A 19021-nucleotide genomic window follows, 5' to 3' on the forward strand; every position below is an offset into this window, starting at 1 on the left:
CGGGAGGATCGTCAGGGAGCCGGTGAGTAATCGACGAATCGCAGCACCCGGCTTTCGATCCCGCCCACCAGCCGCCCGTCGCGGGCACCGGTTTCGTCCTTGATGCGGGACCACTCCGTATCCGCCATGAAGCTGGCCCATCCCGCCTCGAGGGCCGCCTCGTCCGACCAGCGCAACAGGTAGATGAATTCCGGCCCCCGTGCGCCCTCGGCTTCCCACATCGCCACGATGTCGAAGCCATGGCGCCGCATGATCCGGGCCGCATGATCGCGGAAGCGGGCGTGGAACGCCGCCTTGTTGTGTTCGAAGATCTCGTAGATGCGAAGCTGGCAGATCATGCCGGCCCTCCCGAAGCCTGTCCTGGTTCCTCCAAGACTGGTGAGCGGGCGCCATCCGATCAAATACCGATCACAGGGTTGCGTGATAGGCGGCGCCTATCAGGCGAAGGCCACAGCCAGTTCCCGGCAGGCCGGATCGAGCTGCCCGGCAGGCCAGGCGAGCATGGTCTCGAACGCCGCGTCATCACTCTCGATCCGGCGGAACGCGACCGTCTCGGGATGCAGGCGCGCCATGCGCGACGGCACGAGCGCGACGCCCGCGCCCGCTGCCACCAGCGACAGCACAGCGTGCATGCCATGCGCCTCCTGCACGATCCTGGGCCGGAAGCCGGCTTCGTGGCAGAGCCGCATGGCACGGGCATGGAAGCCTTGCCCGGCACGCTCCGGCCAAAGGATGAAAGGCTCGCCCGCGAGATCGGCGAGCGTCGCGCGGCCCGCCAGCGGATGTGCGGCGGGCAGGGCCATCTCCAGCCGGTCCCGGTCGAAGGGGCGCAGTTCCAGCCCACCCGCATCGGCGAGCGGAGGGATCAGCACCGCCATGTCGAGGCTGCCGTCGCGCAGCCCCCTGACCTGGGCCGCCGTCGTCGCTTCCGTCAGGACCAACCTCACCCCAGGATGGCTGAGGCGGAAGGCTCCGATCGCCACCGGAAGCCGCCCGTACATGGCGCTGCCGACATAGGCGAGACGCACCAGCCCGCTCCGCCCCGCGGCCGCGTCGCCGTGATCGCCGCCTCGGCCTGGTCGAGCAGCTTCCGGGCCTCTTCCAGAAGCGTCCGCCCCGCCGCCGTCAGGGCGATGGTGCTGCGGCCCCGCTCCAGCAGGACGGCGCCGATCTCCTCCTCCAGCCGCTTCACGGCAGCGGTAAGCGGCGGCTGGGAGATGTTGAGCCGGGCGGCCGCGCGCCGGAAATGCAGTTCCTCGGCGACCGCCACGAACTGCCGCAACAGCCGGAGGTCGATCACGGGCGGCCTCATGGACGGAGCGCCCCACGAACCTCCGTCAGCGCAGAAAGGCCGAGAGCGCCGAGACGGTGTTCACCCAGCCCAGCACGCCCCCCATCTCCGCGGCGTCGAAGCCGACCGTCACGGGATCAAGGCGCTCCGCCGCCGGGATGATGGCGGCGAGATCGGCCAGGGCCGGCGTGCTCAGCACGATCTCCAGCCGATAGGGCGGCGCGATGGTGAAGAGCGCCAGCCGGCGCGTCCGGGCCTCCCGCACCGCTGCCTCCGCCTCGATGCGCAGCCGCTCCCGCGCCAGGGCGGGCGAGATGGCCCGCGCGGCCCTGGCACCCAGCGCCTGCTTCGTCACCACCCGGCGCGCATCGAGGAAATGCCCGCCGCATTCCTCCGCCGTCAGGTCGTCGCCGGAAATCAGCACCACCGGCACGCCCAGGCTGCCGGCATAGGCGCCGTTCAGCGTCGCCTCGGAACAGGGCTGTCCGTTCAGGCGGATGGTGCGGAAAGCGAAGCCGTTCACCGTATGCGCCAGCACGCCATGCCGGCTTGCCCCGGTGTGGTAGCCGGTGAACATCGCCGCGCCGAAGCCGGCATCCAGCCCGGCGCACATGTTCATCGGCTTGGGCTTGCCCAGGATCAGCTCGGCGCGCGGGTCCAGCAGTTCGGGGATGATGTTGGTCATCGGCCCGTGGGAATCATTGACCAGGACCTCCGTGGCCCCGCCGGCGAAGGCGCCCGCCACCACGGCGCTGACCTCCTCGGTCATCAGGCGCCGGGCGCGCTCGTATTCCGGGTTGCCCGGCTGGCCCTGGAGCGGCGAGACGACGCCGGCCACGCCCTCGATATCGGCGGAAACATAGATCTTCACGCCAGGAACTCCCTGAGCGCGCGACGGTGATGGCCGCGGAAGCCGGTCATGGGCTCCGCGGCGGCCAGCGCATCCAGCACGGCCTCCTGCGTCGCCTCGGCCGCCGCCTGGAAGAGCAGGTCGATCCTCCCCTCGGCCAGGACGCGGCGCGGCAGCAGATCGGCCTTCGGCATATGCGGGATGCGCTCCGCCGTGGAGAAGGCCAGGAAGATATCGCCGCTGCCATGGCCCCAGAAGGCACCGGTCCAGGCGATCCCCGCCCCGGCCCGGGTCGCGACGCGGCGGAGCTGCCGGTAGTCCAGCGGCACATCGGTCGCGAGCACCACGATCACCGAGCCGCGCTCCGGCGCGTCCTCGCCGCGCGGGTCGATGCGCCGTCCATCCGGCAGGCGCAGGTCGCCCGCCCGGCCAAAATTGGCCAGAACCAGCGCACCGAGATGGAACTCCGCGTCATCCAGGCGGAGCCGCCGCGACGCGGTGCCGATCCCGCCCTTGAGGCCGAAGCAGCTCATCCCCGTGCCCGCGCCGACCGCGCCCGAGGCGAAATCCGGCCCAGCCGCGGCGATGGCGGCAGCCGCATCCTCCGCCGTGACCGCCAGCGCCTGGATGTCGTTCAGATGCCCGTCATTGCATTCCAGCACCACCGGATTGACCGTGGAGGTGCGCCGCCCGATGCGCGGCTCCTCCGCCACCGCATGCCGCACCAGCGCCTCGGCGCAGGCCGCCACGCCGAAGGTGTTGGTCAGCAGGATCGGCGTCTCGATCTCGCCCAGTTCCTCGGCCTGCACGAGCCCCACGCTCTTGCCGAAGCCGTTCAGCACATGCGCGGCGGCCGGGAGCTTCTCCCGGAACATCCGGTCCGCATGCGGCAGGATGGCGGTGACGCCGGTGCGGATCTCCTCACCCCGGATCAGGGTGTGATGACCGACCGTCACGCCCGGCACGTCGGCCAAGCTGTTGCGATCCCCGGGCGGAAGGCTGCCGCAGGCCAACCCCAGGTCACGGGCGCGCACGGGCATCCTCCGAAGCACGGTGGGACAAGACTTCAAAGGCCGCAAGGCTGCCATGCGGAGTTGTTCGCAACCAGCGGAGCGACAGGCTGAACCCTGCCTGCCCAGGCCGGAAAACAGGCTGATCCATGTGATCTCCCTTCTCCCGCGAGGCTTGTAGAACCGGCCACAGCCGCCCACCAAGTCTTTGTCATAGCTTGTTTTGCAGGGAGCGCGCAGTCATCTCCGGCCTGGACAGCCCCTCTTCCGGCCATACGGAGCAGCCAGCCGCATCCATGACGCTTCGATGTTTTGTTCGGTTTATCCGAACAAACTATCCGGCTCAGGGCGGATTTTCTGCGCAGTTAGGAAGCTATCTAGACGCCCACAACCGCGGACCACTCACGATCCGCGTGAGAACACCAAGGACGCTTCTCGCATGCGTATTTCCCTTCGCCTCGGCTTCGCTCCCCTCATGGCCGTGGCGATCATGGCCGCCGCCCCTGCCGTTGCCCTCGCGGCTGAGGGCGGCGGCTACTCCCGCTACACCCCCGGCTCCACCCCGCGCGACGTCAGCGGCACGGGCTCCTCGGCTGTGCGCGGCATGCCGCTGGCCGATCTTCCGGTGACGAGCGAGCGCTTCGGCAGCACGGTGCTGAACGAGAGCAATGCCGGCTCCTCCGCTGTGAACGGCGTTCCGCATGGCAACATGCCGGTGACGAACAGCACACCCGGCGCCACGCCGCTGGATGTCAGCAACAACACCTGACGCGATCTCCAGCCCAGGGGCTGGATGCGGGGGCGCCCACCCGGCGCCCCCTTTTTTTGTCTTCCTTCCGGGTGGCCCGGCCTCAGCGGCCCCGGCGGCCCTGCTGGTAGCCCTGCTGGAAAGCCCGGTCCTGTGCCCGTTCCGACTGATCCCAGAGATAGCCGCCGGCCGCGCCGGCACCTGCACCAATCAGCGCGCCCCAGCCGGCATTGCCGCTGAAGGAGCCGGCGACCGCGCCCAGGGCGGCACCGCCGGCCGCGCCCGTGCCGACGCGGCGCTGCGAATCGCTCATGCCTTCACAGGCGCAAAGGCTCCCCAGGGCCAGGAGGGGCAGGACGAAACGGGCGGAACGGAGCGTCATGGTCGTCCTCATGGTCAGCGGGCCGGACGGGTGGAACGGGCGGCAGGCTGCGGGCAGGGATAGGTGGCCTGCGCCCAGCGGAGCAGGCCGTCGAGGGCCGGCTCGCTGCCATATTGCGGGTTCTGCTTCGCCCAGTTGGCGAAAGCGATCGCCGACTGCGCCACGGTCGGGGCGGGCGTCGGCAGGCAGAACAGCGGGGGCCGCCGCGACGAAGAAGGATGCAGTGCCGCGTGATACTGGCCCGCCGCGGTGAAATAGCCCTGGCAGTAGGCGATGGCCTCCAGCCGCTCCACGCCCTGGGCCGTCGGCAGGCAGATCTCGGCAAGATCGCCGGTGGTGCTGACGGCAGTGGGCGTGCCGCTTGCCGGTGATTGCGCCATCACGGGCGCCGCGGCGCCCAGCATGGCCGCGACGGCAGCCGAAGCGAGGAGGTGTCGCATGTTGTCCAGCTTCTCCCTGTCCAGGACCGGAGGCGGACTGCTCCCGGTCAGACTCGGGCATAGCCTGTCGCCCGTTGCCAGGGCTGGCAACCCCTGATGGCGCCTCAGGGACAGCCGGCCAAGAAACGGGACACCGCTCCCCAGGCCCCAAAGGGATTTCGGAGGTCAGTCCAGATCGGTCTTCCAGGTGATGTAGAAGCCAACATCGCCCGGCATGCCGTTCGGGTAATCGAGGATCACCGGCCGGATGCCGAATCCGCGCGGCGCCAGTTCCTTCTCGTAGAAATCATAGGCCCGCCGGGCGAAGCCGGTGAGCTGTTCCGGCCAGGTCTCGAGCCCGCTGGTAATGGAGCGGCCGCTGTCCTTCATCCATTGCGAGGGGAAGTGCAGCACCAGCGCTTCCCGCTCCCCATCCAGCGCGGCTCGCCGGATCATGCCCTGCAGCTTCGTCAGCGCATCCGGCGGCAGGTCCCGCTCCTCGAAGGAGCGGCGCAGATCGGACATGCCGGTCTGCTTCTCCTCCTCGGCGCGCCGCGCCTCCTCCTCCCGCTCCGCCCGCCGCCGCTCCATCCAGGCGCGGATACCCTCGGCATCGAAGCGTCCAGAATCAGGAAAATCGCTCACACCCGTCCTCCAGTCCTGATCGTCATGGCACCCGGGCATGACCCCGCTGCCGGCACTCGCGTCGGCACCCCCGGTACATGCGCGATCCGGAGGAACGGAAGACAGATTGTCCCGGCCCGGCCGGGAAACCAACCGCAGATCCGCAGGCCAGCCCCGTCAGGTCCGAGGGGGATTCAGAAGCGGAGGGGAAACGGCCCGATCCCACCACGAGGCGACACGATAGCGGCAGGCTTGGACGGTTAGGTAGGGAATGGTGCCCAGGGGCGGAATCGAACCACCGACACTGCGATTTTCAGTCGCATGCTCTACCAACTGAGCTACCTGGGCACAGCGCTCTTGGCGTGGCGCGGAATTAGCCCAGCCCCCGGCCAGTGTCCAGCCGCCCGCCGCAATCTTTTTGCGGCATCCGGCGCGGAGTGGCGAGCGGCATCAGTCCTCCAGATCGGGATCGCGCTCCCCGACCGGCTCGCCCGGTATGGCATAGCGGCCGGACAGCCAGTGGCCGAGATCGACCTGCCGGCAACGCGGCGAGCAGAAGGGCCGGTGCGCGGGCACCACCGGGCGGCCGCAGATCGGGCAGCGGGCGCCGCGCTGGGCGCGCTCCGGCTTGGCGGCAGGCCCCGGCGGGGCAGCGGGCGGGCGGTCAGGCATCCTCGGCAAGCTCCTCTCCGAAAGCGATGGCGGCATCGGGCCGCAGGACCAGGGGCAGCGCGGCCATGGCCTCGAATTCCTCCAGCACGCCCGGCCATTCCCGCAGCGCCGCCAGGACCCGCGGATGCGCCCGCAGGGCCGGGCGCAGGCCGGGCTGGTGACGGAGCGCGCGCAGCACGCGGCGCAGCGCCGCCAGGCCCAGGCTCAGCGGCGCGGGCGGCTGCCCGGTGATCTCGTGCAGCGGCGGATGTACCCGCGTCCGCACACATTCGATCAACCCGAGAGCGGTCAGGCCCATGATCCGGAGTTGCGTGTCGGGGCGCGCCGCCTCGCGCAGCGCCGGCAGGAAGGCTCCCCGCGCCTTGGGGGCCAGACCGGCGAGGTCGATCAGGATCGGACCCGCCAGCCGGCGCAGGCGGATCTGCCGCGCCACCTCGGCCAGCGCCGCCTCGTTCACCCGGGCCTGGGCCGCGCGGTCCCGCCCCGTCGCCGTGCCGGTATCCACGTCGATCGCCACCAGCGCCGGCGTGGGGTGGATCAGCAGCCTGCCGCCGCCCGGCAAGGGCACCTCCGGCCGCGCCAGGGCCTCGAAAGCCTCCTCCAGCTCCTCGCCGAAGACCGGCTCCGTCGCCAGCGACACCTGTGCGGCCCCCAGGGCGCGCAGCGCCCGCACGGCCTCGGCGGAATCGGTTCGCAGCACGGCCTTCGGAAAGGCCCGCGCCAGGCGCTCCACCGCCACCGGTCCCGGCTGCAGCAGCCGCGGCGGGCCGCGCAGGGGGGATGGCAGGTCCAGACCCTTCGGCAGCTTGCGGTCCAGCCGAGGGCCCTTGCCGCCCTGGGCGCCACGGACCACGCGGACGGCGATGTGGTTGCCCTCCGAGACCCCCTCCCCACCCTGAATTCCCCCTTGGGCATCGGGCAGGAAGCCGCTCTCCTCCCCCGGCAATGCCACGAAGACCCCGGACAGGGCCGGAACCCGGGCGGTGACTCGGCCGACGAGGATGTCGCCCACCCCATCCGGCCGGGCGGGGCGCTCGATCCAGGCTTCCTCCAGCACGCCGCCGCGCAGCAGCGCCGTCCGGCGCTCGCCGGGCGAGGCGCTGTGCAGGATCAGCACCTCCGGCACGGGGCGCGTCAGGGCCGCAGCCATCCCACGCCACGCAGGAGCTGCGCGGTCTCGAACATCGGCAGGCCGACCACGTTGGAATGGCTACCGGACAGGAAGCGGACGAAGGCCTCGGCCCTTCCCTGGATGGAATAGCCGCCGGCACAGCCGCGCCATTCGCCGCCTTCCAGGTAATGGTCGATCTGGGCGCGGGTCAGCCGCTGGAAGGCGAGGATCGTCGTCACCAGCCGCTCCCGCCGAATCCCATCGGGGGTGACGAGGCAGACGCCGGTGGTCACCCGGTGACGCCGGCCGGACAGCAGATCCAGGAAGCGCCGCGCCTCCGCCTCATCCGCCGGCTTGCCGAGGCAGCGGCGCCCGACCCCCACCACCGTATCAGCGGCAAGCACCAGCGCATCCGGCGCGCGGGCGGCGGCTGCTTCGGCCTTGGCGCGCGCCAGGCGGGCCGCCAGCAGGCGCGGCAGCTCGTCCTTGCCGGGGGTTTCGTCGATCTCTGCGGGCTCGACCCGGCCGGGCACCACGCCAAGCCGGGCCAGGAGATCCAGCCGCCGGGGGCTGGCGCTGGCCAGCACAAGCGGCGGCCGCTCCGCCGGGAGGGGCCGTTCCATCGGGGGAACCTCTTCGCTGGCCACCGGCGGGACACGGCGTGTCCGGCGGGTGGTCAGGTCAACGGGATCGGTCAACAGGCCGGAACCGGCTCTTGAACCGGCCAGCTCACTTGAATCGGAACGTGATCCGGCCCTTGGTCAGGTCGTAGGGCGTCATCTCGACATTCACGCGGTCGCCGGCCAGCACGCGGATGCGGTTCTTGCGCATCTTCCCGCTGGTATGGGCCAGGACCATGTGATCGTTGTCGAGCTTCACTCGGAACATCGCGTTGGGCAGCAGTTCGACGACTTGGCCGCTGAACTCGATCATGTCTTCTTTCGACATGCATCCTCTTGGGTTGCGGACGCGCGCGGGCGCGCCCGGGGGAGCGTGGAACGGGGCGGAACATGGTCTTGACGCCCCCGCCGGTCAAGCAAGGACGTTGCGCCAGGGCACCAGCCATGCGGCGGCGAGAGGCGGGTCAGCCGCCGGGGGCCGCCGCATCTCCCCTTCCCCCAGGCCTTCCATGGGCGCGCAGGAGGAAAAGCCGGACCTCGTGCAGGTCGCGCGCCACGGCGCGGCAGAGGCCGCGCATCTCGTCGGTCGCCTCCAGCAGGTCCGGGACCATCACGGTCATCATCCCGGCCGAGGCGGCGGAGCGCACGCCGTTATGCGAATCCTCCAGCGCCAGGCAGAGCTCCGGCGCCACGCCCAGCCGTTCCGCCGCGCGCAGGAAGGGGTCGGGGGCCGGCTTGCCGGCAGCATAGTCGCCCTGCGCCACCACGGCGTGGAAGCGCCCGGCCAGCCCGTGCATCCCGAGATGATGCTCCACCTTCTGGTGCTGGGAGGAGGTGGCGATGGCCCGCGGCAGGCCCAGCCGGTCGAGCGTGTCGAGGATCTCCACCACCCCGGTCTTCAGCGCCAGCCGCGTCGCCGCCAGGGATTCGAAATCCCGCGCCCAGGCGGCGCGGAGGGCGGCCACCGAATCCTCGGAACCGTAGAGGTCCATCAGCAGCTTCCAGATGGTCGGCCAGGGATTGCCCACCATCTGCCGGTACAGTGCCTCGCTCACCGGCAGCCCCGTCTCCGCCCCAGCGGAGAAGAGCGCCTCCCGGTACAGGGTCTCACTGTCGAAAAGCAGGCCGTCCATGTCGAAGATGACGGCGGCGGGGGCTTGGGGCAGCGGCATGGGACCGGTTTCGCGCCGGAACGGCCCTGGCGCAACCACGGCTTCCGGGGGGCGGACCAGCGCCCGGGGCGGTGCCGCCCCCTGCCCGTGCTTGACCCGGCCCCACCCCTCGCGGCACCCAGTCGCCATGCAGGATCGCGACACCCCCATGCCGGAACGCCCCCGAGCCGCCACCGAGATCGAGCGGGAGGAGCGCCTCGCCCGGGCGCTGCGGGAGAACCTGCGCCGCCGCAAGGCCCAGGGCCGTGCCTGTGCCGCCCAGGAGGCGGTTCAGGAAGGGGACCGGGAAGTGCCCCAGGAAGCCGCGGGTACGGCTGGGAAAGCGGCAGGCGGGCCACAGCCTCCCAGGGCTACCGATCCCCTGGCCAACGACTCGAAAGGCTGAAGCGCGCCACGAGCGGTTGCCCCGCCCCGCCCCGGCGGGCTAAGCCCCGGACCTTCGCCGTTTCCCCACTCCGGACAAGCCTGCCCATGTCGATCATGCCCGATACCTGGATCCGCCGCATGGCGACGGAACACGGGATGATCGAACCCTTCGTGGAGGCGCAGCGGCGCGAGGGGGTGATCTCCTACGGCCTCTCCTCCTTCGGCTACGACGCCCGGGTGGCCGACGAGTTCAAGGTCTTCACCAACGTGGACAACGCGCTGGTGGACCCGAAGCACTTCGCCGAGGACAGCTTCGTCACCCGCCGGGGGCCGACCTGCATCATCCCGCCGAATTCCTTCGCCCTGGCGCACACGGTCGAGTATTTCCGCATCCCGCGCGACGTGCTGGTGATCTGCCTCGGCAAGAGCACCTATGCCCGCTGTGGGCTGATCGTGAACGTCACCCCCCTGGAGCCCGAATGGGAGGGCCAGGTGACGATCGAGATTTCCAACACGACTCCCCTTCCGGCGCGTATCTACGCCAATGAGGGGATCTGCCAGTTCCTCTTCCTGCAGGGCGCGGGGGCGCCCGAGGTCAGCTATGCCGACCGGGCGGGCAAGTACATGCGCCAGCGCGGCGTTGCCTTGCCCCGCCTGTGACCCCGGTTGGCTGACGGCGGGACGTAGGGAAACAAAGGGGGCTACCACATGGACCGTATTCGCGTGCGCGGGGCAGGCCCCTGCGCGGCCGCATTCCCATCGGAGGCGCCAAGAACGCCGCCCTGCCGCTGATGGCGGCGGCGCTGCTGACGCCGGAGGAGCTGGTCCTGACCAACGCCCCGGCGCTGGAGGATGTCCGCACCCTGACCCGGCTGCTGGCGCAGCACGGCCTTTCGGTGGAGCACGACACCGCCCGCCGCCGCATCAGCCTTTCGGGCCAGGCCACCAACATGGAGGCACCCTATGACCTGGTGCGCAAGATGCGTGCCTCGGTGCTGGTGCTGGGGCCGCTCCTGGCCCGCTACGGCCGCGCCAAGGTCAGCCTGCCCGGTGGCTGCTCCATCGGCACCCGGCCGGTGGACCTGCATCTCAGCGCGCTGGAAACGCTGGGCGCCCGCATCGACCTGACCGGCGGCTATATCGACGCCCGGGTCGAGGGCCGGCTCCGGGGCGCCCGGGTGGTCTTCCCCAAGGTCTCCGTCGGCGCCACCGAGAACCTGCTGATGGCCGCCGTGCTCGCCGAGGGCACCACCGAGCTGGTGAACGCCGCCCGCGAGCCGGAGATCGGCGACCTCGCCCAGTGCCTGATCGCCATGGGCGCGCGGATCGAGGGCGTCGGCACCGACCGGCTGACCGTCGAGGGCGTGGACAGCCTGCATGCCGCCACCCACCCGATCATCCCCGACCGGATCGAGGCCGGCACCTATGCCTGCGCCGCCGCCATCACCGGCGGCGAGGTGCTGCTGGAGGGCGCCAGCGTCCTCCAGCTCGGCGCCTGCGCCAAGGTGCTGCAGGAGGCCGGGGTGGTGCTGGAGGACCAGCCCGGCGGGCTGCATGTCCGCCGCCTGAACGGGCTGCACGGCGTGGACGTGATGACCGAGCCCTTCCCCGGCTTCGCCACCGACATGCAGGCCCAGACCATGGCGCTGATGTGCGTGGCCGACGGCGCCTCGATGCTGACCGAGACGATCTTCGAGAACCGCTTCATGCACGTGCCGGAGCTGACCCGCATGGGCGCCCGGATCAACGTCCACGGCTCCTCGGCCATCGTGCGCGGCGTGCCGAAGCTGTCCGGCGCGCCGGTCATGGCCACCGACCTGCGCGCCTCGGTCTCGCTGATCCTGGCGGGGCTGGCTGCCGAGGGGGAGACGGTGGTGAGCCGGGTCTATCACCTCGACCGCGGCTACGAGGCCGTGGAGGCCAAGCTGGCGGCGGTGGGGGCCGAGATCGAGCGGCTGCGGGACTGACGGGCAGCCGGCCGCCCTCCGCGCGGCCGACCCCTGCGTTTTGGGCGCTTGCGCCCCGGGCGGCGGCTGGGACATAGGCGCCGCCATGGACCATCCGCTTCCCGATGCCGCGGCGCTCCGCGATGCCGAGACCGGGCTCGTCATGGCTCTGCCCAAGGGGCGGATCCTGAAGGAGCTGACGCCGCTGCTGGCGAAGGCCGGGCTGCATCCGGAGCCGGACTTCTCCTCCGAATCCAGCCGCAAGCTGCGCTTCGCCACCAACCATCCGGGGCTGGACGTGATCCGCGTCCGCTCCTTCGACGTGGCGACCTTCGTGGCCTTCGGCGCGGCGCAGATCGGCGTCTGCGGCGCCGACGTGCTGATGGAGCACGACTACCCGGAGATCTACGCGCCCCTCGACCTGCGCATCGGCGCCTGCCGCGTCAGCGTGGCCGAGCCGGTGGAGCGCGCCGCGACGGACGACCCCAGCCGCTGGAGCACCGTCACCGTCGCCACCAAGTATCCCCGCATCGCCGCCCGGCACTTCGCCGCCCGGGGCGTGCAGGCGGAGATCGTCCACCTGAACGGCGCCATGGAGCTCGCCCCCTCTATGGGCCTGTCCCGCCTGATCGTGGACCTGGTGCAGACCGGCGGCACGCTGAAGGCCAACGGGCTCGTGGAGACCGAGGTCATCGCCCCCGTCACCTCCCGCCTCATCGTCAACCGCACCGCGCTCAAGACCGAGCCCGAGGCCATCGGCGCCTGGATCGCCCGGCTGCGGGCCGCGCTGGAGGGTTGAAGCCGGGCGGGCTTTGCCTGTAGGCGTCGCCCGCGTGGTGCGCGGGAGGCGCCTCCTCCCGCATCCTCCGCCGGAGACCTCGCAGGTCCCCGGACTCCGCCATGCGTTGGCCTGGGGCGGCCAGCCAGCGCATGGGAGGTCGGGGAACCTCAGGTTCCTCGCGGGAGAGCGCGAGAGGGCGGAGCCCTCTCGTGAGCCACGTGCCGCAACGCTGGAAGGACCCGCCCCGCATGAAGCGCCTCGACACGCGCGACCCGCAATTCGGCCCCGAATTCGACGCCCTGCTCGACACGGCGCGGGATACGACCGCGCGGGTGGACGGGCCGGTGGCCGGGATCATCGCCCGGGTGCGGGCGGAAGGCGATGCGGCGCTGCTGGACCTCACCGCGCGCTTCGACCGCTGGACCCCTTCCGGCATCGGGGCGCTGCGGGTCAGTGCGGCGGAGGTGGCGGAGGCCAAGGCCCGCTGCCGGCCGGAGCTGCTGGCGGCGCTGGACGTGGCGGCGGAGCGGATCGAGCGTTTCCACGCCGCGCAGATGCCGCAGGACATGGTGCTGCCCGAGGACGGCATCATGCTCGGCATGCGCTGGAACGCGGTGGACGCGGCGGGCCTCTATGTCCCCGGCGGCAAGGCGGCCTATCCCTCCTCGGTGCTGATGAACGCCCTGCCCGCCCGCGTCGCGGGGGTGGAGCGCGTGGTGATGACCGTGCCGACGCCGGATGGGGAGATCTCCCCCCTGGTGCTGGCCGCCGCCGACCGGGCCGGCGTCACCGAGATCTGGCGCATCGGCGGCGCCCAGGCCGTGGCCGCCCTGGCCTGGGGCACCGCCTCGATCCGGCCAGTGGACAAGATCGTCGGCCCCGGCAATGCCTATGTGGCGGAGGCCAAGCGCCAGGTCTTCGGCCGGGTTGGCATCGATTCCATCGCCGGGCCCTCGGAGGTCGTGGTGCTGGCCGATGGGGCGCAGGACCCGGGGCGCGTGGCCATCGACCTGCTGGCCCAGGCCGAGCATGACGAAGCCGCCCAGGCCATCCTGATCACCGACAGCGAAGCCATGGCCGGGGCCGTCGCCATCGCCGTGGAGGAAGCCCTCCGCAGCCTGCCGCGGGAGGCCATCGCCCGCGCCTCCTGGGAGGCCCATGGCGCCATCCTGCTGGTGCGGGACTGGGAGGAGGGCGTGGCGCTCTGCGACCGGCTGGCGCCGGAGCATCTGGAGATCCTGGTGGAGAAGCCGGAGGCACTCTTCGCCCGCATCCGCCATGCCGGTGCCGCCTTCCTCGGCGGCTGGTGCCCGGAGGCGCTGGGCGACTACGTGGCCGGGCCGAACCACGTGCTGCCCACCGGCCGCACCGCCCGCTTCGCCTCCGGCCTCAGCGTCTATGACTTCCTGAAGCGCACCACCTGGGTCTCCGCCACCGAGGCCGGGCTGCACCGCATCGGCCCCGCCGCCGTCACCCTGGCGGAGGCCGAGGGGCTGGGCGCCCATGCCCGCAGCATCGCCATGCGGCTGGGGCAGTAGGCACCGCTCCGGGGCCGGCTCAGTAGGTCCCCGATGTTCCGGGGCCCTTCGGCCTCGGCCCGCCCCGCATCGTCGCCATCGTCGCCTGCGCCCCCGCCGCCATCAGCCGGGCGTCGGAGGCCACGGTGACGAAGCGGAAGCCCTTCTCCACCATGCGCAGCGCGTATTCCGGCGTGCCGTTGTGGATACAGGGCACCACGCCATGCTCCTTCGCCTTGGCGAGGATCATGTCGAGCGCCTCCACCACCGGCTTCTCCTCCTGATCGAAGCGCGGCGTGCAGCCCAGGGCCAGGGAAAGATCGGCGGGGCCGATATAGACGGCGTCCAGCCCCTCGACGGACAGGATCTCGTCGAGATTGTCGAGCGCCTGCCGCGTCTCGATCATCGCCAGGCCGAAGACCGTGTCGTTCGCGTGCCTGGCGTAGTCCGGCCCGGCGTGCAGCAGCGCGCGGATCGGGCCGAAGGAACGCATGCCGCGCGGCGGATAGCGCAGCGAGGACACGAAGAGTTCCGCATCCGCGCGCGTGTTGATCATCGGGCAGATCACGCCATAGGCGCCGGCATCGAGCATCTTCATGATGATGCCCGGATCGAGCCAGGGCACGCGCACCATGGGCGTGGTCTCCGTGGTGGAGATCGCCGTCAGCATCGACACGGCGGCGGCGTAATCCACCACGCCGTGCTGCATGTCGATGGTAAGGGAATCCCAGCCCGCATGCGCCATGGTCTCGGCCGAGAAGACATTGGGGATGGCGAGCCAGCCATTCACCACGGCCTCGCCCCGGCCCCACAGCGTCCTGACCCTGTTCTCCCGCATGGCCGCTCTCCCTCTGTCACTTTCCGGCGCCGGACTCGCCGGCCCTGATGGCAGAATAGAGCAGATCGCCGCTCAGGCCGGCAGGAGCGCGCTATGGGCCCGCGCCAGCGCATCGCGCGCGGCCACCAGGGCGGCCAGGGAGCGCCGTCCGGCCATCAGCGCGGCGCGTTCGTCCTGGCCGATCTCGGCCATCTGCTCCTCCACGGATTCCACGCCTTCGGCGAGTTGCCCGTGCATCTCCTCCAGCCGCTCGCGCAGAGCCGCGCGCTCGTCATAGCCGAGCACGCCGCGGCGCCAGTCCTCCACGATGGTCTCGACCTCCCGCCGCACGCGATCGGGCGCCGCACCCTTGCCCGCCAGTTCCGCGAGCCGCGCCAGGGCCTGTCGTTCCGGCGCCTGGGGCGCGCCTTGCCGATTCCCAGCCATGGGTTCTCTCCCCCTTCCGGGCCGATATCTGCGGCGCAGATTAGTTCATGATGTGTTCCTGTTGAAGCATCTTCGGCACCGTCGCGCGCCCCGGTTCGTCACGGGCATGGGAGCCATGGCCGCTTTTCCTGGGGCAAGCCCCTGGGCGGGGCTTGCCCTGCCTGCCGTCTGCGGCTAAGGAGCGCCCACCCCGCGATTGCTGCTGTAGCTCAGGGGTAGAGCACTCCCTTGGTAAGGGAGAGGTCGAGAGTTCAAATCTCTCCAGCAGCACCACGGATTTTCCCTGACATTCCCAGACCGTTTCGGAATCGGTTCCCTCGTGCGTTTGTACGAGGCTTCCCCGTCAGGGCAGCGTGAGATGCTCTCCCCGTAGCCCATGCGCGCGCAGGAGCTGCGCCACGGCCTCCCGGCTCATCGGACGCCCCAGCAGGAAGCCCTGCACCTCGTCGCAGGCACGGTGCTGCAGGAAGCGAAGCTGCTCCTCGGTCTCCACGCCCTCCGCCGTCACCTCCATGCCGAGATTGCTGCTCATGGAAAGCACCGCCTCCACGATGGCATGCGCGCCGTTCCGCCGGCCGATCGCATGGACGAAGGAACGGTCCACCTTGATCCGGTCGAAGGGAAAGCGGTGGAGGTAGCCCAGGCTGGCATAGCCCGTACCGAAATCGTCGAGCGCGATCCGCACGCCCCGGCGCTTCAGGGCCTGGATCGCGTTCAGCGCCTCCTCGGCGTCGCCGATCAGCAGACCCTCGGTGATCTCCAGCTCCAGCCGCCCGGCCGGCAGGCCCGAAAGCTCCAGCGCCCGGTCCACGATGTCCGGCAGGTTGCCACTGCGGAACTGGGCAGGCGACAGGTTGACCGCCAGCCGCAACGGCTCCGGCCAGGTGGCGGCCTCGGCGCAGGCCCGCTCCATGACCCAGCGCCCGAGCGGCAGGATCAGCCCACTCTCCTCCGCCACGGGGATGAAGGTGGCGGGCGGCACCGATCCGCGCACCGGATGCGTCCAGCGCAGCAGCGCCTCGAAGCCGCGGATCGCGCCGTTCCCGCATGTCATGATCGGCTGGTAGTGCAGTTCCAGCGCATCGACCTGCAGGGCCAGGCGGAGGTCCTTCTCCATCTCCCGCCTTTCCCGCAGTTCCGCCTCCATGGCGGGCTCGAAGAAGCGCACCGTGCCGCGCCCCTCGGCCTTGGCGCGGTACAAGGCGGTGTCCGCGTTGCGCATCAGGCTTTCCGGCGTCGCGCCATCCTGCGGATGGAGGGCGATGCCGACGCTGGTGCCGACCTGCGCCATGTTGCCATCGAGGATGAAGGGCGTGACCAGGCTCCGCACGATCCGGCGGGCCAGGGGCTCCACTCCGGCCCGCGAGGCCGCTCCCCGCCACAGGATCACGAACTCGTCGCCACCCAGGCGGGACACCGTGTCGTCCGGGCCGACCAGCTCACCCAGCCGCGCCGCCACCTGCCGGAGGAGATCGTCGCCCGCCGCGTGGCCATAGGTGTCGTTCACCACCTTGAAGCGGTCGAGGTCCAGCGCCAGCACCACGAGGTGGCCCTCCCGCCCGCCGGCCTCCCCGATCGCCGCAGCGAGGCGCTCATGCAGCAGGGTGCGGTTGGCCAGGCCGGTCAGCGGATCGTGATGCGCCATGAAGCGCACCCGCCGCTCCGACAGGGTCTGCTCCGTGACATCGGTGAAGGTCCGCACGAGGCCGCCATTGCCGAGGGCCTGGCTGCGGACCTCCAGCACCGTGCCATCCGCGCGCGTGCAGCGATAGAACGGCGCCGGCGTCCCGGCGGGCTCCTCCTGGTTCCGCGTGCAGTCCTCCGGGATGACATCCTGGACCCGTCCGCCGCGCAGGAAGGAGGCCCGTTGCTCCTCCGGCACGCCGAGCAGGCTCATGGCACGGCGGTTCACCACCGGCATGCGGCCATCCGGCGCCACCATGACCAGGCCCTGGCTGATATTCTCGATCGCATCGGACAGCGCCTGCTGGGACCGCGCCCGCTGCTGCCTGCGGCGGATCAGCAGCCCACCCGCCACCAGGATCAGCAGCGTCAGCACCGCGCCGGAGGACAGGATGCTGCGCCGATAGGCATCGTAGCCTTGCAGGATCTCCGCCATGTCGTTGCTGACGGCCACGACCAGGGGGAAGGATTCGACCCGCCGGAAGGCGATCATCTGCTCGGTGCCGGTGGTCGGGCCGCGGCCACGGAAGGTGCCCTGCAGGCGGATCAGCGCATCCGACATCAGCGCGCTGCCGGCTATGCTGCTGCCGAGCGCGCCGCCCTCCTCCGGCGCCCTTGCCCGGATGATCCCGTCGAGCCCGACCAGGGTCACGGCGCCATGGCCGATATCCAGCGTGTCATAGACCTGGGTCAGCCAATAGGGATTGAGGGAGATCACCACCACGCCGGCGAAGCTGCCATCCGCCGCCAGCAGCTTGCGGGTGAACTGCACCGACCAGCGGCCGGATTCCCGCCCCATCACCGGCACGCTGATGAAGAGATCGTCGTGCTGCGGGTCCAGATGGAACCGGAAATGCGCGCGGTCCGACAGGTCCACCCCGTTCTGGACCGGCCCCAGATTGCTGAGCCACAGCCGCCCCGAGGGGCCGATCACCGCGGCCTGCAGCGACATGTCCTGCTGGAAGCCACGTTCCCGGCGCAGGAAGTCGAGGCTGAAACCGGCCGGATCGTGCCGGTAGGCTTCGCGGATGAAGAGCAGCCGCTGGTCGATCGCCTCCACCGTCCGGGCCATGATCTGCTGCGCGGCCCCGGCCAGGTTGCCGGTGTTGCGCGCCGCATCGTCCAGGCTGCGCTGGTATTCGCGTTGCAGGTGCAGGGCGATGCCGCCCCAGAACAGCAGCAGGATCGCCAGGATCAGGCCGAGATCGGCGCCGAAGCGGCTGGCGGCGGAGTGGAGCCTTTTCCGGAGGCCGGTCCTGACATTGGCCCCGGCGGCGGGTTGCGCGGCGTCCGGCAAGCGCGACGCCATTTCACCTTTCCCCGTCATATCGCCTCCGGACCTGTGTGGAGCATCCGGTGGATCCTGCTGAAAGCCTCGCGAGGTCAACGGGTCCATGGGTGTTTCCGGGAGGCCGCGCTGCTGGAATGCAGCTTACAGCCATGAGATGATGAATTTGCTATCAACACAACCTTGCAAATTCACGGCGTCCGCCCGCTTCCGCGGCGGGCCTGCCTGAGTGGGAAACGGATCTCATGACGACGCGACGCGCCCTGATGGCCATGGCGCCGATCCTGGGCCTGGCGGCCCGTCCGGCCCGGGCCGAGACGGCCGAATGGGGCATCGCCACCGAATACCCGGCCACTGCCATGCCGGGCGAGGGCATTGCCTTCTTCGCCGAGACGGTGAACCAGGAGGCGCATGGCATCCTGGCCGTCCGCCCGGCCTTCGACGCGCCGGACGGGCTGCGCTCCGCCAGGATGCCGGCCGCCGTGGGTCAGGGGAAGCCGGAGGCCGCCGATGCCTTCACCGGGGCGCTGGCGGGCCTGGCGCCGATCTTCCAGCTTTCCGCCCTGCCCTTCCTCACCGGCTCCGCCGACGACACGCGGCGCCTGCTGGAGGCGGCGCGCCCTGCCTATGTGAAGGCGCTCGCGGAACGCGGCCTCACCCTGCTCTACGCCACGCCCTGGCCCGCCACCGGGCTGTGGTCCCGCAAGCCGGCCTCCGGTCCCGAGTCGCTGAAGGGCCTGCGCGTGCGCACCTATGACGAGGCCGGGACCATGGTGATGCGGGCGGCGGGCGCGGAGCCATCGCAGATCTCCTTCGCCGATGCCCTGCCCCGGCTGAAATCCGGCGAGATGGATGCGGTGCTTTCCTCCGGCGACGGCGGCGCCGGGGCGCGGCTCTGGGAGGTTCTGCCGCATTTCACCGCCATCGATTACGCCTGGCCGCTGAGCCTCGCCTTCTGCAACACGGCAGCCCTGCAGCGCCTGCCGGAAGCGGGCCAGGCGGCGGTGATGAGGGCCGCGAAGGCCACCGAGGCGCGCCAGTTCAAGGCCATCACGACCCGCATGGCGGAAAACGAGGCGCGGATGCGGACACATGGGATGACGATCGCCGCCGCGCCGGCACTGCGGGCTGCTCTCGAAGCGGCGGCGGCGCCCGTTCAGGCCGCCTGGGTGCAACGGGCCGGCCCCGAGGGGGAGGCCATCCTGCGCACCTATCGCGGCAAAGCCTGACGGACAGGAGCCGGGGCCCCTCATGGATGCCCCGGCGCCAAGGCTTGC

At 70.9% G+C, this 19021-nt stretch carries 22 protein-coding genes, 2 tRNA genes and 1 pseudogene; 8 read left to right on the plus strand and 17 right to left on the minus strand.

The genetic code is table 11. The features are described from left to right. Positions 1–11: 11 nt before the first annotated feature. The 5 genes from MVG78_RS16745 to MVG78_RS16765 form a co-directional block, all read right to left on the minus strand. On the minus strand, positions 12–338 hold the full coding sequence (locus tag MVG78_RS16745) for an NIPSNAP family protein (protein WP_247553535.1): 327 nt from the start codon (positions 336–338) through the stop codon (positions 12–14). A 99-nt stretch (positions 339–437) separates the two neighbouring features. Next, positions 438–1028, minus strand: a complete 591-nt coding sequence (locus MVG78_RS16750) for a LysR family substrate-binding domain-containing protein (RefSeq protein WP_247553536.1) — start codon at positions 1026–1028, stop codon at positions 438–440. Continuing rightward, complete coding sequence (locus MVG78_RS16755) at positions 944–1300, minus strand: LysR family transcriptional regulator (RefSeq protein WP_247553547.1); 357 nt, start codon at positions 1298–1300, stop codon at positions 944–946. Before MVG78_RS16755 ends, MVG78_RS16750 begins: the two co-directional genes overlap by 85 nt. Before the next feature lie 37 nt (positions 1301–1337). Further along, entirely contained in the window at positions 1338–2162 is an 825-nt protein-coding gene (locus MVG78_RS16760) for a M55 family metallopeptidase (RefSeq protein ID WP_247553548.1), read from the minus strand. Continuing rightward, complete coding sequence (locus MVG78_RS16765) at positions 2159–3175, minus strand: DmpA family aminopeptidase (protein WP_247553549.1); 1017 nt, start codon at positions 3173–3175, stop codon at positions 2159–2161. Before MVG78_RS16765 ends, MVG78_RS16760 begins: the two co-directional genes overlap by 4 nt. A 415-nt stretch (positions 3176–3590) precedes the next feature. Between MVG78_RS16765 and MVG78_RS16770 the strand changes: the two genes are divergently transcribed. Beyond that, positions 3591–3920 carry a hypothetical protein gene (locus MVG78_RS16770; RefSeq protein WP_247553551.1) on the plus strand — a complete coding sequence of 110 codons (330 nt, stop codon included), beginning with the start codon at positions 3591–3593 and terminating at the stop codon, positions 3918–3920. Positions 3921–4002: 82 nt separating this feature from the next. Here the strand turns inward: MVG78_RS16770 and MVG78_RS16775 are convergent, their stop codons facing one another. From MVG78_RS16775 to MVG78_RS16815, 9 genes are all read right to left on the minus strand, one after another. After that, entirely contained in the window at positions 4003–4281 is a 279-nt protein-coding gene (locus MVG78_RS16775) for a YMGG-like glycine zipper-containing protein (protein WP_247553553.1), read from the minus strand. Between the two features lie 14 nt (positions 4282–4295). Then, positions 4296–4721 carry a Rap1a/Tai family immunity protein gene (locus MVG78_RS16780; RefSeq protein ID WP_247553555.1) on the minus strand — a complete coding sequence of 142 codons (426 nt, stop codon included), beginning with the start codon at positions 4719–4721 and terminating at the stop codon, positions 4296–4298. 165 nt (positions 4722–4886) lie between these two features. Then, positions 4887–5345: a hypothetical protein gene (locus tag MVG78_RS16785; protein WP_247553557.1), complete on the minus strand. Its 459-nt coding sequence runs from the start codon at positions 5343–5345 to the stop codon at positions 4887–4889. A 251-nt stretch (positions 5346–5596) separates the two neighbouring features. After that, a tRNA-Phe gene (locus tag MVG78_RS16790) sits at positions 5597–5672 on the minus strand. A 102-nt stretch (positions 5673–5774) separates the two neighbouring features. Further along, the gene (locus MVG78_RS16795) at positions 5775–5996 is read right to left on the minus strand and encodes a DNA gyrase inhibitor YacG (protein ID WP_247553559.1); all 222 of its coding nucleotides are present in this window, start codon (positions 5994–5996) and stop codon (positions 5775–5777) included. Next, entirely contained in the window at positions 5989–7146 is a 1158-nt protein-coding gene (locus MVG78_RS16800; protein ID WP_282615018.1) for a ribonuclease E/G, read from the minus strand. The genes MVG78_RS16795 and MVG78_RS16800 overlap by 8 nt, the downstream gene beginning before the upstream one ends. Continuing rightward, the gene (locus tag MVG78_RS16805) at positions 7131–7730 is read right to left on the minus strand and encodes a Maf family protein (RefSeq protein WP_247553561.1); all 600 of its coding nucleotides are present in this window, start codon (positions 7728–7730) and stop codon (positions 7131–7133) included. Before MVG78_RS16805 ends, MVG78_RS16800 begins: the two co-directional genes overlap by 16 nt. Positions 7731–7836: 106 nt before the next feature. Then, positions 7837–8055, minus strand: a complete 219-nt coding sequence (infA, locus tag MVG78_RS16810; RefSeq protein ID WP_026033499.1) for a translation initiation factor IF-1 — start codon at positions 8053–8055, stop codon at positions 7837–7839. A 136-nt stretch (positions 8056–8191) separates the two neighbouring features. Next, positions 8192–8899 carry an HAD family hydrolase gene (locus MVG78_RS16815; protein WP_247553563.1) on the minus strand — a complete coding sequence of 236 codons (708 nt, stop codon included), beginning with the start codon at positions 8897–8899 and terminating at the stop codon, positions 8192–8194. Positions 8900–9047: 148 nt separating this feature from the next. On the opposite strand from MVG78_RS16815, the gene MVG78_RS16820 reads away from it, so the two are divergent. The 5 genes and pseudogenes from MVG78_RS16820 to hisD all read left to right on the plus strand — a co-directional run bounded on the left by MVG78_RS16820 (position 9048) and on the right by hisD (position 13530). Beyond that, on the plus strand, positions 9048–9284 hold the full coding sequence (locus MVG78_RS16820) for a hypothetical protein (protein WP_247553565.1): 237 nt from the start codon (positions 9048–9050) through the stop codon (positions 9282–9284). A gap of 86 nt (positions 9285–9370) precedes the next feature. Then, the gene (gene dcd, locus MVG78_RS16825) at positions 9371–9925 is read left to right on the plus strand and encodes a dCTP deaminase (RefSeq protein WP_247553568.1); all 555 of its coding nucleotides are present in this window, start codon (positions 9371–9373) and stop codon (positions 9923–9925) included. A gap of 48 nt (positions 9926–9973) precedes the next feature. Continuing rightward, positions 9974–11232: pseudogene (murA, locus tag MVG78_RS16830) on the plus strand (UDP-N-acetylglucosamine 1-carboxyvinyltransferase). Between the two features lie 85 nt (positions 11233–11317). Further along, positions 11318–12010: an ATP phosphoribosyltransferase gene (hisG, locus tag MVG78_RS16835; protein ID WP_247553578.1), complete on the plus strand. Its 693-nt coding sequence runs from the start codon at positions 11318–11320 to the stop codon at positions 12008–12010. Positions 12011–12240: 230 nt separating this feature from the next. Beyond that, positions 12241–13530, plus strand: coding sequence for a histidinol dehydrogenase (hisD, locus tag MVG78_RS16840; RefSeq protein ID WP_247560483.1), 1290 nt, complete (start codon positions 12241–12243; stop codon positions 13528–13530). Positions 13531–13549: 19 nt separating this feature from the next. On the opposite strand, the gene MVG78_RS16845 is transcribed toward hisD, so the two are convergent. Further along, complete coding sequence (locus MVG78_RS16845; protein WP_247553588.1) at positions 13550–14347, minus strand: HpcH/HpaI aldolase family protein; 798 nt, start codon at positions 14345–14347, stop codon at positions 13550–13552. Between the two features lie 72 nt (positions 14348–14419). Continuing rightward, entirely contained in the window at positions 14420–14773 is a 354-nt protein-coding gene (locus MVG78_RS16850; protein ID WP_247553590.1) for a hypothetical protein, read from the minus strand. A 198-nt stretch (positions 14774–14971) separates the two neighbouring features. Between MVG78_RS16850 and MVG78_RS16855 the strand changes: the two genes are divergently transcribed. After that, a tRNA-Thr gene (locus tag MVG78_RS16855) sits at positions 14972–15046 on the plus strand. Between the two features lie 70 nt (positions 15047–15116). On the opposite strand, the gene MVG78_RS16860 is transcribed toward MVG78_RS16855, so the two are convergent. Next, complete coding sequence (locus tag MVG78_RS16860; RefSeq protein WP_247553591.1) at positions 15117–17765, minus strand: bifunctional diguanylate cyclase/phosphodiesterase; 2649 nt, start codon at positions 17763–17765, stop codon at positions 15117–15119. A 224-nt stretch (positions 17766–17989) separates the two neighbouring features. Between MVG78_RS16860 and MVG78_RS16865 the strand changes: the two genes are divergently transcribed. Further along, positions 17990–18973 (plus strand): TRAP transporter substrate-binding protein, encoded by a 984-nt coding sequence (locus MVG78_RS16865; RefSeq protein ID WP_247553593.1) that lies wholly within the window; start codon positions 17990–17992, stop codon positions 18971–18973. Positions 18974–19021: the final 48 nt, after the last annotated feature.

Source organism: Roseomonas gilardii subsp. gilardii (assembly GCF_023078375.1).
Taxonomy (GTDB): domain Bacteria; phylum Pseudomonadota; class Alphaproteobacteria; order Acetobacterales; family Acetobacteraceae; genus Roseomonas; species Roseomonas gilardii.

Coding starts and splice junctions, on each gene's coding strand:
- MVG78_RS16745 (WP_247553535.1), bottom strand. CDS start 338: ATGATCTGCCAGCTTCGCATCTACGAGATCTTCGAACACAACAAGGCG.
- MVG78_RS16770 (WP_247553551.1), top strand. CDS start 3,591: ATGCGTATTTCCCTTCGCCTCGGCTTCGCTCCCCTCATGGCCGTGGCG.
- MVG78_RS16775 (WP_247553553.1), bottom strand. CDS start 4,281: ATGACGCTCCGTTCCGCCCGTTTCGTCCTGCCCCTCCTGGCCCTGGGG.
- MVG78_RS16780 (WP_247553555.1), bottom strand. CDS start 4,721: ATGCGACACCTCCTCGCTTCGGCTGCCGTCGCGGCCATGCTGGGCGCC.
- MVG78_RS16795 (WP_247553559.1), bottom strand. CDS start 5,996: ATGCCTGACCGCCCGCCCGCTGCCCCGCCGGGGCCTGCCGCCAAGCCG.
- MVG78_RS16800 (WP_282615018.1), bottom strand. CDS start 7,146: ATGGCTGCGGCCCTGACGCGCCCCGTGCCGGAGGTGCTGATCCTGCAC.
- MVG78_RS16805 (WP_247553561.1), bottom strand. CDS start 7,730: ATGGAACGGCCCCTCCCGGCGGAGCGGCCGCCGCTTGTGCTGGCCAGC.
- infA (WP_026033499.1), bottom strand. CDS start 8,055: ATGTCGAAAGAAGACATGATCGAGTTCAGCGGCCAAGTCGTCGAACTG.
- MVG78_RS16815 (WP_247553563.1), bottom strand. CDS start 8,899: ATGCCGCTGCCCCAAGCCCCCGCCGCCGTCATCTTCGACATGGACGGC.
- MVG78_RS16820 (WP_247553565.1), top strand. CDS start 9,048: ATGCCGGAACGCCCCCGAGCCGCCACCGAGATCGAGCGGGAGGAGCGC.
- dcd (WP_247553568.1), top strand. CDS start 9,371: ATGTCGATCATGCCCGATACCTGGATCCGCCGCATGGCGACGGAACAC.
- hisG (WP_247553578.1), top strand. CDS start 11,318: ATGGACCATCCGCTTCCCGATGCCGCGGCGCTCCGCGATGCCGAGACC.
- hisD (WP_247560483.1), top strand. CDS start 12,241: ATGAAGCGCCTCGACACGCGCGACCCGCAATTCGGCCCCGAATTCGAC.
- MVG78_RS16845 (WP_247553588.1), bottom strand. CDS start 14,347: ATGCGGGAGAACAGGGTCAGGACGCTGTGGGGCCGGGGCGAGGCCGTG.
- MVG78_RS16850 (WP_247553590.1), bottom strand. CDS start 14,773: ATGGCTGGGAATCGGCAAGGCGCGCCCCAGGCGCCGGAACGACAGGCC.
- MVG78_RS16860 (WP_247553591.1), bottom strand. CDS start 17,765: ATGGCGTCGCGCTTGCCGGACGCCGCGCAACCCGCCGCCGGGGCCAAT.
- MVG78_RS16865 (WP_247553593.1), top strand. CDS start 17,990: ATGACGACGCGACGCGCCCTGATGGCCATGGCGCCGATCCTGGGCCTG.